General features: G+C 60.0%; 13 protein-coding genes and 2 pseudogenes. 8 read left to right on the forward strand and 7 right to left on the reverse strand.

Features of this window, described 5'->3' with window-relative positions; translation table 11 throughout:
* Positions 1 to 29: 29 nt before the first annotated feature.
* Both ACE2AA_RS09450 and eat read right to left on the reverse strand, forming a co-directional pair.
* Positions 30 to 1133, reverse strand: a complete 1104-nt coding sequence (locus ACE2AA_RS09450) for an AraC family transcriptional regulator (protein ID WP_141301205.1) — start codon at positions 1131 to 1133, stop codon at positions 30 to 32.
* Between the two features lie 285 nt (positions 1134 to 1418).
* Positions 1419 to 2819, reverse strand: coding sequence for an ethanolamine permease (gene eat, locus ACE2AA_RS09455; RefSeq protein ID WP_395369564.1), 1401 nt, complete (start codon positions 2817 to 2819; stop codon positions 1419 to 1421).
* Between the two features lie 465 nt (positions 2820 to 3284).
* Here eat and ACE2AA_RS09460 point away from each other — a divergent pair, with 465 nt between their 5' ends.
* From ACE2AA_RS09460 to ACE2AA_RS09485, 6 genes and pseudogenes are all read left to right on the forward strand, one after another.
* On the forward strand, positions 3285 to 3614 hold the full coding sequence (locus ACE2AA_RS09460) for a hypothetical protein (RefSeq protein WP_141261196.1): 330 nt from the start codon (positions 3285 to 3287) through the stop codon (positions 3612 to 3614).
* 227 nt (positions 3615 to 3841) lie between these two features.
* Entirely contained in the window at positions 3842 to 5251 is a 1410-nt protein-coding gene (locus ACE2AA_RS09465) for an amidohydrolase family protein (protein WP_395369566.1), read from the forward strand.
* A 23-nt stretch (positions 5252 to 5274) separates the two neighbouring features.
* Positions 5275 to 5523: a hypothetical protein gene (locus ACE2AA_RS09470; RefSeq protein WP_227000991.1), complete on the forward strand. Its 249-nt coding sequence runs from the start codon at positions 5275 to 5277 to the stop codon at positions 5521 to 5523.
* A 203-nt stretch (positions 5524 to 5726) separates the two neighbouring features.
* Positions 5727 to 6167: pseudogene (locus ACE2AA_RS09475) on the forward strand (IS5 family transposase); the annotation flags it as partial.
* Positions 6168 to 6707 carry a DUF3828 domain-containing protein gene (locus ACE2AA_RS09480; protein ID WP_395372181.1) on the forward strand — a complete coding sequence of 180 codons (540 nt, stop codon included), beginning with the start codon at positions 6168 to 6170 and terminating at the stop codon, positions 6705 to 6707. It abuts the pseudogene before it with no gap.
* Positions 6708 to 6983: 276 nt separating this feature from the next.
* Positions 6984 to 7818, forward strand: a pseudogene (locus ACE2AA_RS09485) (IS5 family transposase).
* A gap of 48 nt (positions 7819 to 7866) precedes the next feature.
* Here the strand turns inward: ACE2AA_RS09485 and ACE2AA_RS09490 are convergent.
* Positions 7867 to 8769: a 3'-5' exonuclease gene (locus ACE2AA_RS09490; protein ID WP_141261050.1), complete on the reverse strand. Its 903-nt coding sequence runs from the start codon at positions 8767 to 8769 to the stop codon at positions 7867 to 7869.
* Positions 8770 to 8930: 161 nt separating this feature from the next.
* On the opposite strand from ACE2AA_RS09490, the gene ACE2AA_RS09495 reads away from it, so the two are divergent.
* Both ACE2AA_RS09495 and ACE2AA_RS09500 read left to right on the forward strand, forming a co-directional pair.
* Entirely contained in the window at positions 8931 to 9908 is a 978-nt protein-coding gene (locus ACE2AA_RS09495; RefSeq protein ID WP_395369567.1) for an ion channel, read from the forward strand.
* Positions 9874 to 11016 carry a retropepsin-like aspartic protease gene (locus tag ACE2AA_RS09500; protein WP_395369569.1) on the forward strand — a complete coding sequence of 381 codons (1143 nt, stop codon included), beginning with the start codon at positions 9874 to 9876 and terminating at the stop codon, positions 11014 to 11016. The genes ACE2AA_RS09495 and ACE2AA_RS09500 overlap by 35 nt, the downstream gene beginning before the upstream one ends.
* A 3-nt stretch (positions 11017 to 11019) precedes the next feature.
* On the opposite strand, the gene ACE2AA_RS09505 is transcribed toward ACE2AA_RS09500, so the two are convergent.
* The 4 genes from ACE2AA_RS09505 to purU all read right to left on the reverse strand — a co-directional run bounded on the left by ACE2AA_RS09505 (position 11020) and on the right by purU (position 15744).
* A complete protein-coding gene (locus ACE2AA_RS09505; RefSeq protein WP_395369571.1) occupies positions 11020 to 12849 on the reverse strand; it encodes an ABC transporter ATP-binding protein in 1830 nt (609 codons plus the stop codon).
* Positions 12850 to 12942: 93 nt separating this feature from the next.
* Entirely contained in the window at positions 12943 to 14283 is a 1341-nt protein-coding gene (locus ACE2AA_RS09510; protein ID WP_395369572.1) for a DUF763 domain-containing protein, read from the reverse strand.
* 52 nt (positions 14284 to 14335) lie between these two features.
* Entirely contained in the window at positions 14336 to 14845 is a 510-nt protein-coding gene (mntR, locus tag ACE2AA_RS09515) for a manganese-binding transcriptional regulator MntR (RefSeq protein WP_395369573.1), read from the reverse strand.
* Positions 14842 to 15744, reverse strand: coding sequence for a formyltetrahydrofolate deformylase (purU, locus tag ACE2AA_RS09520; protein WP_141261059.1), 903 nt, complete (start codon positions 15742 to 15744; stop codon positions 14842 to 14844). Before purU ends, mntR begins: the two co-directional genes overlap by 4 nt.

Genomic DNA, 15744 nt, shown 5'->3' on the forward strand with positions numbered 1-15744 from the left:
ATCCACGGCTGAATTATAAACGTCTGTTTTCAGATATCTTGACCGACAGGCACAAAGACTTGACCTGACTGCCGCGCCGCGCGGTACAGGCGTGGCGACACCCCGGTCCATTTGCGGAATGCGCGACTGAAAGCGCTGATTTCCGAATATCCCAGCAGTAACGCGATTTCGCCAACAGGCATCATGGGACGGGCAAGGTATTCGCGGGCCATTTCCTGCCGGGTCCGTTCCACCAGGGCGGAAAATGTGATGCCCATTGCATCCAGACGACGCTGCAGGGTCCAGCGCGGCATGCGCAGCGTTTCCGCCATCTGCGACAGGGCCGGCACGCCATTGCCCATGGAATACCGGATTTCGGTGCGGATGCGCAACAGCAGCGGATCCATGGCGGGCGGCGCCTGCTGGCGCATGTCGGCAGATGACAGTGCTGTCAGGCTACACCGCAGCACATCAAGCAGCCGCACATTTCCCTGCGGCATGGCGCAGCCCATTTCCGCCCTGTCAAACACGACCGCATTGACGCCCATGCCAAAATGCACCGGCGCGCCAAAGGCATTATCGTATTCGCCCGGCGCGGCAATGCGGCGATGTTCCAGCCAGATGGCCCGTGGCGCCCAGTATTGCCCCAGCACATGGCGGAATATGTTACAGAACATACCCATGGTCAGTTCCGCATCCTGCTCACGCCCGATGATGCCACCCGTCATGATCCGGTATTCCAGCCGCGCGCATCCATCATCCTGATAGACAAGGCGGGTAATGGTACCGCCCTGATGATACGGAAACAGTTCAGCCACATTTTCCACCGCATTGCCCAACGTGGGGGACGCCATGGCGATAAAACCGATCAGGCCCAGCATGTCCGGGGTAAAATGCCGGCCATATGACAGGCCCACCCCTGCATGCCCGCTCTGCCGGGTGGTTTCCTCAAACAGAAGGCAGTATCCGGCAAGGTCGAGCAAGGCCGTCTGCGACAGGCCCGGATCAAGCCGCAGCCCGGCAGACAGGGCCACGCGATCAGGATCGCAGCCCTGTTCACGAATGAACTGGTATGCCCCTGTAGCAGCGGCGGCAAGCACGTGCGGCTGCCTGATCGCGCCATCTGCCGGGCCGGGTATATCGCCAGACAGCATCGTCCCTTCCCCACATCCTGAAGCGACTGCCAGTTTTCATGTTTTGACGATCTGGAACAAGCCTAAACGCCATGATGCCAGAATTATGTAGGGCATGTCGTCAGTGCCCCCCATGCCAGCAATGACGATCTGGACGGAAGTCATTTTACTATACTTCAATTCCCGTCGCAAAAGCTGCGCGATGGTGAATTCCTTAATATTAAGGAACAAGACACTTATATTGACACAAGCGCGCACCGAAAAACCAGATACACGCGACCGGACAGCACCTGCCGGTCAGCCCCCTCAGGCTTCAGCCCTGCGGCTGATCAGATAAACCGTAAGCCCCATGACCATGAACACGACGTAGATGCCAAAAATGGCCAGATGACTGGCTGCCATGCCCACCAGTGCACAGGACGCCGCGACAAAGGCAAACACGGGCACCACAGGATAACCCGGTACGGACCATGGCCGCACCCGTTCCGGCTGCCTATGCCGCAGCCGGAACAGGCTGGCCATGGCAAACAGGTACATGGTCAGCGCACCGAATACCGATATGGTCACGATATTGGCGGTCAGCGGCTGGCCACCGATGGTAATATACCGGTCACCATAGATGGCCAGCATCCCCACGATCCCGCCAGCCAGCGTTGCGGCCCACGGCGTCCCGAACCGGGGATGCAGACGCCCCAGCACCACAGGCAGGTAGCCTTCACGCGCCATGGCATAGATCTGGCGCGAATACCCCATGATGATCCCATGGAAAGACGCCACAAGACCGAACAGCCCAAGCCACACCAGCATATGCACATAACCGCTGCGGGGGCCGACCACGCTCAGCATGGCCTGTGGCAGCGGGTCGTTCAGGCTGGCCAGGGTCTTCCAGTCACCCACGCCGCCTGCAAGGATCATGATGCCAAACGCCAGAACCATCAGGGTCATGATCCCGGCGATGTAGGCCACCGGAATGGTCCGGTGCGGGGTGTGCGCTTCTTCCGCTGTCATGGCCACCCCTTCAATCGCAAGGAAAAACCATATGGCGAAGGGAACCGCCGCCAGAATGCCGCCAACGGCATGCAGGCTGAACGTATCGGACCCGGCCCAGCCATCATGGACGAAATTCGCCCACGAAAAACCGGGCATCACCACAATCATGAACACAAGAAGCTCGGCAATGGCCGCTATGGTAATGACCAGTTCAAATGTGGCCGCAATATTCACACCGAATATATTCAGCGCCATGAACACTACATAGGCGCCAGTCGCGGCCGTCGATGCGCTGACATCGGGATATTGCACATGCAGATAGGCCCCGATCGCCAGCGCGATGGCGGGGGGCGCAAAGACAAATTCCATGATCGACGCAAAGCCCGTAAGGAATGCCGGTACGGGACCATAAGCCGCCAGAACATACGCAAACGGACCGCCTGCCTTCGGTATGGAAGTGGTCAGTTCGGTATAGGAAAAAATCAGCGCCGCATACATGAGCGCAACCATGAACGTGGTGACAAGGAAACCCAGCGTGCCCGCCGTGGCCCACCCGTAACTCCACCCGAAATATTCCCCCGAAATCACAAGACCTACGGCAATGCCCCATAGATGAAAGACCCCGAACCGGCGCTGGAGCGCGGGCGCGGGCGCGGGGCCGTCTGCATCATGCGGCGGAGTCAGCGGGGCGGCAGCAGTCACGGAAGGTCGGGTCATTGTCCACAACAGATCTTAGGATGGCCTGTACAGGCAACACGCATGATGAATGCCCCCGCTTAACACGAAGCCCGGACTGGCTTCCATCACCACGATAGACCGCTCCACCGGCAACATTCTTGACCCCTTGAAACATTTTCTTGACCTGGAAAAACGTCTTACTTCAACCTTAAGGGCCGCATCATCCCATTCTAATGGTGAAAATCCTGTTTCAGGCCGCCGCCCCATGAAACATCCCATGAATGATAAAAAATTCCGGTCGCCTGTCGGCAGGGTCATGGCAGGCATTGCATCATCAATTACGGGATACCCCCTTATTTGCCGGGGATATCAGGCATCCATTGCGCCATCGACAGAGAGCCCGACACAACGTGGCCCGCATGGCTGATGGACGACGCGACCCTATCCCACCGGCGTGATGAGATATGGCATAGTGCGACCACCACCCAAGGAGGGAACAGGCTTATGGAACCGTGGACTTCTTTCACGCTATTTGGAAAATCCGGCACGATCTACCAGTTCCGGCGCACACCCTCGCCCCTGCCGCCGCAGGCCTGCATATTCCTGCTGACAACCGTCATGGGATCAACGGTCAAGGGCGGATCATGGCAGTTTGTGGAACCGGCAATCGGCACCGTGACCTCACTGTCGGGCGATTGGGACAGCGTGATCACGCCTGCCCGCGAAGCCAAATCGGAAAGCGATGACGTCCTTGTCTGCTTTCCTGAAAGCGGTGACGTGGCCGACGCATTTACCGATCTGATCGAAGGCGGGGCGACACGCCTGCCGCGCTAGGTTTCACCTGAAAAAGCTGACTGAAAACAACTTATTGATAAATAATGAAAGTTTTCAGTTACGGCCTTTTTTTGAAAAAAGGCAGCGTTTTCCAAGGCTTTTTTCACAATTTGCAGGATGTTCCACAAGCAGGGTTAGCAAGCAGTCGCCCGGCCCGCCCAGATGTGAATGGACGCGCGTTTGCACGCGTTCCACACTGCGCCGTCCCGCCGGATGGAGATCCCGCCATGTTCCGTTACCGTCGCCCTGCCCTGCTGACCTTCATGACGGGGCTTCTGCTGGCCCACGGCATGGCCCATGCCCGGCCCGACCGGCCGGTGCTGCTGCGCCATGCCACCGTTATTGATGGCACGGGCAGCGCGCCGCAGGCGGATACGGATATCCTGATCCGCGGCGGACATATCGCGGCAACCGGTCACAACCTGCCGTCAGCAGCACATGCACGGACCATTGACCTGTCGGGCCAGACCGTGCTGCCCGGACTGATTTCCGACCACAGCCATGTGGGACAGGTCAGCGGCACGCAGAATGGGGAAGTCAATTATACCCGCGCCAACATCCTGTCCGAACTGTCGCAGTATGAACGTTACGGAGTGCTGACCATTGTTGCGCTGGGACTGAACCGTTCACCCCTGTTTGACGACCTGCGGCGCGAGCAGCATGCGGGCCTTAACCCCGGCGCCGACCTGTTTGGCGTGGATCAGGGCATTGGCGCACCCGATGGCGTGCCACCGCAGAACATGTTCCACCTTGGCGCGGATCAGGTTTTCCGTCCCACCACGCCCGATGAAGCCCGCGCCGCGGTCAATAAAATGGCGGATGAAGGTACGGACCTGATCAAGCTGTGGGTCGATGATTTCCGCAACGGCGTGCCCGGCGCACGTGGCCTGCCCAAAATGCAGCCCGAGATATACCGCGCCGCCATTACGCAGGCCCATCTGCGCGGCAAGCGCGTGGCCGCCCATATCCATGACCTGTCCGATGCCCGCGCGCTGGTGGCCGCGGGCGTGGACATCCTTGCCCACGGCGTGCGCGACAAACCGGTTGACGCCACCCTGATCCACGCCATGACACAGCAGGGCACGGGCTATATCGCGACGCTGGACCTTGATGAAGCCAACTATATCTTTGCCGAGCATCCCGAATGGCTGGATGATCCCTTCCTGTCATTCGGGCTGTCGCCTGCGTTGCGCCAGCAGTTCGCGGATCCGACATGGCGGGAAAAGGTTCTGGCAGCCCCGCTGACCGCAGCAGCACACAAGGCGCTGGCGATGAACATGCGCAATCTGCTGACCCTTTACCGTGCGGGCATCTCCATCGGGTTCGGTACGGATTCGGGGGCGACGCCAACCCGCATTCCCGGTTTTGCCGAACATCGGGAATTCCGGCTGTCGGTCATGGCCGGGCTGACCCCGCTGCAGGCCATTACGCTGGCGACGGGGGATGCCGCCCACCTCATGCAGCTTACGGACCGGGGCACCATCGCGGCGGGACAACTGGCGGACCTGCTGGTGGTCTCAGGCAATCCGGCACAGGACCCAACGGCGCTGGATCGTATCCAGCAGGTCTGGCACCGTGGGCGTCAGGTACCCGGCCCGCTGGCGGGACAGGACAGGCCGGTATCCCGGCCCGAGTAAAGAAAGCCGACATGACCGGAAAAATGACACGCAATCCCCTTTGCAGACTGCTTCCCCTGATCGGGATGGCAGCAGCCCTTGCCGCCTGCGCCGGGCCGACCGGCCCGCAGTTATCGGGACCTGATGGGCCGATGATCGCCAACAATGACTGGAACGAACATAATTACGGCATGGGGTTCTATTCCGGGCCGTATGATGATGGCTTCGAGGCGGAAGGCCTGAATGGCGGGCCGCCCAATTATCTGGGCGATGAGTTTATGGGCGTCCCCTAAGAAATATTCAAAATAAATATACTGATAAAAAATAATAAAAGTTTTTAATCTCTTCATTTTTTAAATGAAATTATCTTGTACTATTTAAAAAAAATCTTCACAAAAACTTTTATTATTTATAATCTGAGTGTCTGACCGAAAATGAGTTAAGTGATTTCAGCAGGTTATGATTTATGGGTTTACGAGAACCTGATGAGATCAGGATGGCCTGGACTGAAATCACCCGCGCGCAGTATCAAAGGGACGATCTGGAGTATGCAAGCGAGCTTCGCGATGCGGAGTGGGCGCTGATTGCGCCTTTGATGCCCGAGAGGAAACGACCGGGGAGACCACGACGTACGGATTTGCGCCGTGTCATGGAGGCGATCCTCCATATCGTCACGACCGGCTGCCAATGGCGGCAGTTGCCCCGGCACTTTCCGGCCTTTACAACCGTACAGGGCTATTTCTACCGTTGGATACGCGAGGGAAGATAGGAAGCGATGAACCATATTCTCGTGATCCTGTCGCGTGAGCAGGACGGGCGAGACGCCACGCCTTCAGTGGGCATTATCGACAGCCAGTCGGTTAAAACTACTGAAAACGGCGATCCACGCGGTTATGACGCGGGCAAGAAGATCAAGGGACGCAATCGGTATATCGCAATGAGAAACCAATCTATAAAATTTACCGGTATTCGTAACGGATATAAAATATTAACCCTTTGTATTTTTACCATTTTTCCACTCTGGGCATATGCCCAGAGTACAACACCAGCACAGGAAGTTCTGGAATTTTATCAAAAATACATGATCACTTGCGATCATATGTTTAGTAATGATGGTACGAAAAAAGAACGTGATGGTTTGTTTTGCAACATGGATATTGGAAAATATATTACAAAAAAATTGCACAAAAAAATAATTTCGGCCTATGAATCTGGAACTTACAGTGATTTGACTGGAGATAGGGATTATTTCACCCATACTCAGGATTTCGATGCACGATGGGCCTCTTTTATGTCGGTCACAGAAATAAAGGCAGATAGAAATAATTCAGTTATTCGACTTTTCATGAATTTTCCAAAAGGGGCTGGTGAACCGCTTGCAGTGTGTGTCAGGTTACACCGTGAAAGTAGTGTTTGGAAGATTTACCAGGTAGACCCGTCTCTCTATACTGACCTACCTGATTGCAAGGATAAATGAGTAATTTATTTGTAGTATATATTATTTTTTATAATTGATATGTAAGTTTCTCTTCTGGGAATGTGGTGGTTTCCTGATTTTTCTGTTGTCGTGACTTCCTGCGAACAACCTTGCTGACAGCATCTTTCAACGCATAGTCATGGTTTTTGAATTTTGCGAGGTCTTCAGGACTATCCTGGATAACGTCCAACAGGGTCTCAGTGTCTGACCGAAAATGAGTTGAGTGATTTCAGCAGGTTATGATTTATGGGTTTGCGAGAACCTGATGAGATCAGGATGGCCTGGATTGAAATCACCCGCGCGCAGTATCAAAGGGACGATCTGGAGTATGCAAGCGACCTGCGCGATGCGGAGTGGGCACTGATTGCGCCTTTGATGCGCGAGAGGAAACGACCGGGGAGACCACGACGTACGGATTTGCGCCGGGTCATGGAGGCGATCCTCCATATCGTCACGACCGGCTGCCAATGGCGGCAGTTGCTCCGGCACTTTCCGGCCTTCACGACCTTACAGGGCTATCTCTACCGTTGGATACGCGAGGGACGATGGGAAACGATGAACCATATTCTCGTGATCCTGTCGCGTGAGCAGAACGGGCGAGACGCCACGCCTTCAGTGGGCATTATCGACAGCCAGTCGGTTAAAACCGCTGAAAATGGCGGCCCACGCGGTTATGACGCGGGTAAGAAGATCTGGGGCCGCAAGCAAGCGGCATATCGCGACCGACACGCCGGGCCATGTCGTGGCGGCTGTCGTACATCCCGCTGACGTTCAGGATCGTGATGGTGCGCCGCTGGTAGCGACCAGAATACGCTCATTATTCCCCTGGCTTCGCCATCTGATCGGTGACGGGGGATATGCTGGCGAGAAGTTGCGTGGTGCGCTGGCTGAACGCAGCCGATGGACGATCGAAATCGTCAGGCATAGCAATCGAGACGAAGGCTTCGTCATCTTACCGAAACGCTGGATCGTGGAGCGCAGCTTTGCATGGCTCGGACGCTGCTGCCGCCTCACGAAGGATGTCGAGGCAACAATCTCGTCATCCCATGCATGGTTGATGATTGCCCATATCCGCAGGGTTCTGCGGAAAATCAATCAAACCGCTTTCTGATTCAGGCTCTGAGGATCATTCCACCCGATATACCCTGTGGTCGTGCCGTCAGCACCGCGTGGAAAAACGGTCCCACGGCGTGATGCGGGTTACGGGCAGTTCAACGGGGCGCGCATAGACCTCGGCCGACAGGAATGCCAGTTCTGCCGCCACCTGCTCTTCAGGCAGCGAGATGGACCATGCACGCGGGTTGCCATCGGTTCCATCATTCCAGCGGTAACCACGCTGGCGTAGCATATCCTTGTATTCATAAGGCGCGTTTTCAGCCCAGATCCGGCAACGGATCTGCCGCGCATTTTCCAGCAGCACCCCCAGCGCCGGACGCCCCGATACCGGCAGGTCACGATCCAGAATCGCAATCCCCGCCTGACAGTCATCCACCGCCCGATGGCCATCGAACCAGAAGCCCGCCTGCATGCCCAGATAGGACAGCTTGCGCCCTTCATACCCTTCCGCCGCCCAATCGACATCGCGCATGGAACATGCCCACGGCTTGGTAGTGAAGGCAGGCGTGAAGCGTTCTGCAAACTTGCGGTCGAAATTTGCATTATGAGCGATAATTAATGATGCAGGCGCGACAAAACGCTCCACCTCTTCCGGGGTGACGGACTGTCCCGCCACCATGGCCGGGGTAATGCCGGTCAGTTCGGTAATCTGGGCCGGAATGGGACAGGACGGTTCACGCAGGCGACTGAAGGGCTCCAGCGATCCCAGTATCCGACCGTCCAGCGTATAGACGAAGGGCACGATCCCGAATTCGATGATTTCGTCCTGGGCGGCACTCAGCCCGGTTGTCTCAAGATCAAGGAACATGCCAAGCCGCGTGCCCGCCCCCGCCGGATAATGGTCCAGCACGCGTGGCGCCAGCGGGCGCAGGACACGGTAACGACCCGTACCCTCCAGCGTCCGGGCCATGTGTTCCATCTGTTCGGGGGCTGGGTCGTCTGTCATCGCAGGTCTCCGGTGCAGGCATGTCTGCATGGATATGTAGACTGCATGCCCGTTCCGTCCAGCAGAACGGACGTTGTCCTGTAGCGCGACATGGAATATTACAAAACTTGTCAGGTCGGCCTGATCCTGATGCAATACGACATGCGCACACAGGATACGTCATGGCCCAGCATGCCGCGCCAGACCGCACAGCCCGGTCCACCAGACCCACGCCCCCGCCATCAGGGGCTGCGAATACCCACCGTCTGGAAGATAACGGGCATGATACGATCATACGCGTGGGGCAGGTTGACCGCATCTGGTCCGATTTCTATCACCATGCCCTGACCGCACCGTGGAGCACGTTCTTCTATGGCTCCCTGCTGGTTTATGTCGGCATCAACCTGCTGTTCGCCCTGCTGTACATGGCGGACAGTGACGGGATCAGCGGCACGCATCCGCACAGCTTTGCCGATTTCTTCTTTTTCAGCGTGCAGACCCTGTCCACCGTGGGCTATGGCGGCATGATCCCCATCAGCCGTACCGCCAACCTGATCGCCACGGTGGAGGTACTGGGCGGCATGATGATAAACGCCCTGGCGACCGGGCTGATCTTCGCCCGTTTTTCCCGCCCCCGCGCCCGGGTCATGTTCAGTGACAAGGCGCTCATACTACGCGAAAACAACCAGCTTCACCTTGATATCCGCATTGCCAACTGCAGGCGCAGCCCGATCCTGTCGGTGGATGTGGAATTCGCTCTGGCCCGCCTGATCCGCACGCCCGCGGGCCGGGTGGTGCGACAGTTTGATCCCCTGACCCTGCAGCAGGCCCATGTGCCGGTGCTGCGCTTTGCCTGCACGCCCACACATGTCATTGATGAAGACAGCCCGCTATATGGCATGACGGAAGCCGACCTGTCGGCACAGGAAGCGGAAATCATCGTCAGCCTGACCGGCACGGACGAAGCATCCGGCCAGACAGTATTCGCTCGCTCGGCTTACGGATTTGACCGTATGCTCTATAACCATCGCTTCGTGGATATCATAAACGCCGGGCCGGATGGACGGATCACCGTTGACTACACCCGTTTCGACCAGACCGAATCCCCACAGGACGCAACTGCCGATGTGGCGGAATACCTGGCTGACCAGCCTGACTGACATGCCTCCGCGCATCCTGCGCGCGGGCCTGTGCGCCATGGGTATCATGAGCTGCGCGGGGTCCACCCATGCCCGTCCCATTCACCATCCCCCGCCACCGCCCGAAGCCGCGCCGGAACTGCTGTATGGCCTGCCTGCCGCCTGCATTGCCCATGTCATCACGGCCCCGCTGCTGACCAATAGCGGCAGCCCCATCATTCCCGTCACGTTCAACGCGACGGACGGGCTGTCCTATATCAGCGTGACACAGGACAGGGTGGGCGTGTACGCCGCCACGACACATGATTTCCCCGTGGAATCCATCGTCAACATCAAGACCATCGCAGGCGAGGACACCACTTACGCCACCACCCTGAACACCCTGCGCATAAACAACGGCATGGCGGAAAACGTACCCGCCCTGCTGGAGGGGATCGGCCTGCCGCATATCAACACCCGGCCGGTGCTGGGGATCATCGGGTATGATGTGCTGGGTAATTATGACGTGCTGTTCGATTTTCCGGCCCGGCGCATGGTCCTGTTCCTGCCGCGTGAGGGCAAGGCGTGCCCGCCAATGCGTGACTGGCTGGGGGCTGACAGCACGGCGCTGCCGCTTCTGCCCGATTCCACCGGGCGGATGACCGGGGTGGCCCTGCGGGTGGGGGAGCGCACCGTCCGGATGGAAATCGAACCGGGGGCCGACATCTCCTCCCTTTCACGCAGGGATGCACGCGCGCTGGGCCTGACCAGTGCCATGCTGCATGCGGATATGCATGTGCGCACCAATGCAGGCAAGATCCTGAACGGACGGCGGCATCATTTCGATAATGTCACGCTGGGGACATGGCAGAACCTTGGTCTGGACGTGAACGTGGAAAAGACCACCTACAGCGTCCTTGGCATGAATTTCCTGCGCCGCAGGCGGGTCCTCATGGCCTTTCCACAGGACATGATCTTCATGACCCCGCAGCAGGACATGCCCGATGACCGGGGGCAGGCGACACATGGCGTGCTGAGCACGCGCACCGCCATCGCCCGCATGGTCGATACCCCCCCGCCGCCACCTGCGGGCAGCAGCACCCTGCTGGCGCCAACGGACAGCCCCGCTGCCCAGCCTGCCGCGCACTGATCCCTATGCCGGCAGGTCGCCGCCCATGGGCAGCAGCCTGTCACGATAGGGACCGGGCACGCGTTCGAGTTCCGCCATGCTGCCCTGCTGGGCGATGCGTCCTTTCTCCATCACCACGATGCGGTCAAACCCCCGCAACGTGGACAGGCGGTGCGCCACCGCGATCACGGTGCGCCCGACCATCAGCCGCTCAAGGGCAGCATGGACATGGCGCTCGCTTTCACCATCCAGCGCGCTGGTCGCCTCATCCAGGATCAGCACCGGCGCATTGCGCAGAAAGGCACGCGCAATGGCGATGCGCTGGCGCTGCCCACCCGACAGCATCACGCCACGCTCCCCCACCACGGTATCGAACCCACGCGGCATGGCGGCGATAAAACCGCTACATCCCGCGGCCTCCGCCGCCGCGCGGACTTCGGCATCGGTGGCGTCGGGGCGGCCATAGCGGATATTTTCCCCTACCGAGCGGCGCAGCAGGTACACATCCTGCGGCACGACCGCCATGGTGGCGCGCAGGCTGGCCTCATCCAGTTCCAGAATGTTGATGCCATCCATTTCCACCGCCCCCGCCTGCACGAAACGCTGGCGCTGCAACAGGGCGAGGACCGTACTTTTGCCTGATCCCGATACCCCCACCAGCCCGACACGGCTGCCTGCGGGAATATCCAGATCGAAATGCGACAGGACGGGCGGACTGCCGGGATAGGCAAAGGTGACATCACGCAGCCGCACATGCCCCCGACATGCGGCGGAAGGCAGGGTCATGGACTCCACGACACCGCTATGTTCATGCGGCACCAGCAGATGACCCAGCGTTTCGGACAGGCGGGTGACATGCTTCATGGCCTCGACCATTGAAAAAGCAAGGTCGCGCGTGCAGTTCAGGATCAGGAACCCCAGCGTCGTCACCATCACCACATCACCCGTCGTGGCCTGGTGCATGCGCCACAGCAGCACCGTCCAGACCAGAAGCCCCGTGGTCATGAAGGCGGTGACGGTGGAATGGATCATGCGCAGCTGTTCCATGTACCGCAGCGACCGGCTGTGCATGCCCGTTTCCACCTGAATGCGCCTGCGCATGCGGCCATGTTCGGAACCGATCATGCCATACGCACGCACCAGCGGCAGGTTCTGCATTACATCCAGCATTTCGCCGTCCACCTCCGCCGCCTCGGCGGCATAGGACAGGTGCAGGAACTGCCCCCGCCCCGCCAGCCGGTATATGCCAAGGCCCAGCAGCAGGGTCATGCCCACCAGAACCAGCGCCATCCACGGGCTGACCGTGCCAAGGGTGACGATGGCCAGCACAAGGTTCAGCACCGAAGGCAGCAGGTTCCATGCCGCCATGTTTTCCAGCGCCACCACCGCAGCCGCGGCTGCCGACACACGTGCCGCCAGCGCACCGGACAGCCGCTCCGCGAAATAGGTCGCGGCGTGGCCGGTCAGATATCGGAACAGGTCCTGGCGCACATCACCACCCACGCGCACGAACACACCCGACGCCATCCACCCCGCGACACGCCATGCCGCGTTGTCACAGATGATGGTACCGCAGAACAGGATGATGGATACCCATACCGCCCCCATCCCCCGCCCGCCCTGCGTCATGCCATCGACCAGATGGCGGATGATGGCGGACATGCCCACGTTGCACGCAACCGCCACCGCAATCGCGCCGACTATGATGACATGCCAGCGCGCATGCAGGCGCACGTAATGGAAAATGAAGGCAAGCGGATGATGCCGGTAACGCTGCAGGTCGACCACCCCCGCCATATCGGGCGCGGGATCGGGGTTTGCCGGATGGGGCAAACGGGGATCAATGACGGTCATGGATGTGATGCTGCCCTCCAGGCGTGACGAACGGAATGACCCGTATTTCTGCCGTATTCGGCCCGGTATCATGGCTGCATGACAGACGCACCCCTATCCCGACTGGCGGGACGTATCACGATCGTGTCCCTGCTGGTCCTGTGGCTGGCCATCATGGCGCATGACCCGGTTTCGCTCCCCTTCTTCTGAAACCCGTCGGGGCGGCGGTGGTTCATATCCAAACACCGACCGGCCGCCATATTCGTGTGAACGGTTGTATTCCTCTGCCATGATGGCGGAAAAGGTGGGGCCGGTCGCGTCCCGTTCCAGACGGCGTGCTGCCGCATCCAGCCTGCGGATGGCGTCCAGCCGTTCCTCACGCCCCAGCTTCGCCGCCGTCACCGCCGCCTTCATGACCGACAGCGTACGGTCATACACCGCCACCGGCACGGGATAGGGATGGCGGTCCTTGCCGCCATGGGCCAGTGAAAACCGCGCCGGATCGGAAAAACGGCACGGCGCGCCATGCACGACCTCCGCCACCAGCGCCAGCGCGCGCACGGTCCGCGCGCCCACACCGGGCACGCGCAGCAGGCCCGCGAAATCACGCGGCCCCGCTTCCGCCGCCGCAGCCAGCGCGCCATGCAGGCGACGCATGTTCACATCCTGTGGCTGGACATCATGGTGGCCGGGCATGGACAGGTGCGGCAGTTCCCCCTGCGCGGGCACTGGTGGGGGTGGACGCCCCTCGATACGCATGAGTTCGCGTGTCAGCCTGTCCGGCCCCATGTCGTGCAGCAGGTCCACCTGTCCCCGGCGCGAGGCATCGGCACGCCGGTCAGTCAGGTTCATGATCGCAGACTTCGTGACCTGGCCATCAATGGCCGCGTGCGGGGCTTCAACAAAATCATCCAGCCCTTCGGACAGCCAGTGATAGCGCCGCGCCATGCGCTGGCCCGCATGCATGCCCTGCTGGACCACACACCACCGCCCATCCGCCGCCACCATGAATCCATGCAGGTACAGATCGAACCCGTCCTGCACGGCGGCGCTGTCCACTTTCGCCACCATACGGCTGGTCGCCACCAGCGGGGTTGCATCAAGGCCGGTCGCCTGCCCCACTTCCAGCAGCTCATCAGGCGTGCGGCGCGAATGTCGACCCCGACCGCCACACACATACAGGCCCAGTTCGTCCTGCAACGGGGCCAGCCCGCGCTTGAGCGCACCGATCACGCTGGTGGTCATGCCCGATGAATGCCAGTCCATGCCCATGACCGCGCCAAAGGACTGGAACCAGAAAGGATGGGCAAGGCGGCGCAGGAATTCATCACGCCCGTAATGATGGATGATCGCCTGTGTGACGACCGCGCCAAGGCGCGCCATGCGCTGGCCCAGCCATGCAGGCACGCGGCCGGTATGCAGCGGCAGGTCGGCAGAACCCGCGCGTCTGGTCATGGCGTTCCCCCCTGTGGGCGTCCCCCCCCGTGGCCTGCCCCCCCGGCGGGGGTCAGTCGTGGCGGTGCGTGCTGGCGGTTTTCATGAATGCGGCAAGACCCGCATCCAGTGCGTGACGGAAAGCATCCAGCGTTTCAGCGCCCACATAATGCTCCATGCCCTCGGCATCAATACGGGCATTGGCTTCACTTACGCCCAGCGCGCGCAGGAAGCGTTCAACCGTATGATGCCGCGCGCGGCTCAGGGCCGCCATGTCATGCCCGGCCTCGGTCAGGAAAATGCCGCGATACGGGCGGCGCGTCACCAGCCCGTCCGCTTCCAGCCGCACCAGCATCTTGGCCACCGTAGGTTGTGATACGCCCAGCCGGGCGGCGATATCCACCTGTCGCGCTTCCTGCCCGTCATTGAGCAGGTCATCGATCAGTTCGACATAATCCTCGATCAGGGCGGTCTTGCGCGCCAGGCGCGCCTGTCGGAAACCGGCGGACTGCATGTCGGCGTCCGGCATGGGCTGCGGGTGCCGGTCACGCCGTGGTCCGCCACCGTGTCCCGCTGGCGTCATGGGTTGAACACGATCGTCTTGTGCCCGTTGGGAATGACCCGGCATTCGGTGAAATAGCGTACGGCGCGGGCCAGCACCCGGCGTTCGATGTCACGTCCCTTGCGGATCAGGTCATCAGGGCTGTCGGCATGGGTGATGCGTTCGACATCCTGTTCAATAATCGGACCTTCATCCAGGTCGGGAGTCACGAAATGGGCCGTGGCCCCGATCAGCTTCACACCACGCGCAAAGGCCTGATGATAGGGCTTCGCCCCCTTGAAACCGGGCAGGAAGGAATGATGGATGTTGATGCAGCGCCCGGCAAGCCATTCACTCATGCCATCGGACAGGATCTGCATGTACCGCGCCAGCACCACCAGTTCAGCATCCGTCTCGCGTACGATATCCGCGATGCGGGCTTCCTGTTCGCCGCGGGTGGCGGCGGTGACCGGCAGGTAGTGGAACGCAATGCCGTCCAGATCGATATGGGCGTAGGTCTGCCGGGGGTGGTTGGCGATGATGGCCACCGGTTCGATGGCCAGTTCGCCAATGCGCCAGCGGTACAGCAGGTCCACAAGGCAGTGGTCAAAGCGCGAGACCATGATGACGGTGCGGGTGGGACGCGGGTTCTCGCGCAGCGACCATTTCATGCTGAACCGGGCGGCAACCCGGGCCAGCGCGACGTCAAGCCCCCCGCGCGCGATGCCATCGGCCGGCACGCTGAACACGACGCGCATGAAGAAGATACGGCTTTCGCGTTCGTCAAACTGCTGGGCGCCCGCGATATCCCCACCCAGTTCGAACAGTGTGTGGCTGATCGCGGCGACAATGCCCGGACGGTTCGGGCATGACAGTGTCAGGATATAGGAACGGCGATCGCGGTTCTTGTGGTCGGGCATCATTTCCCCATTGCCGGACAT

It is taken from the genome of Komagataeibacter diospyri, from assembly GCF_043995075.1.
Lineage (GTDB): Bacteria > Pseudomonadota > Alphaproteobacteria > Acetobacterales > Acetobacteraceae > Komagataeibacter > Komagataeibacter diospyri.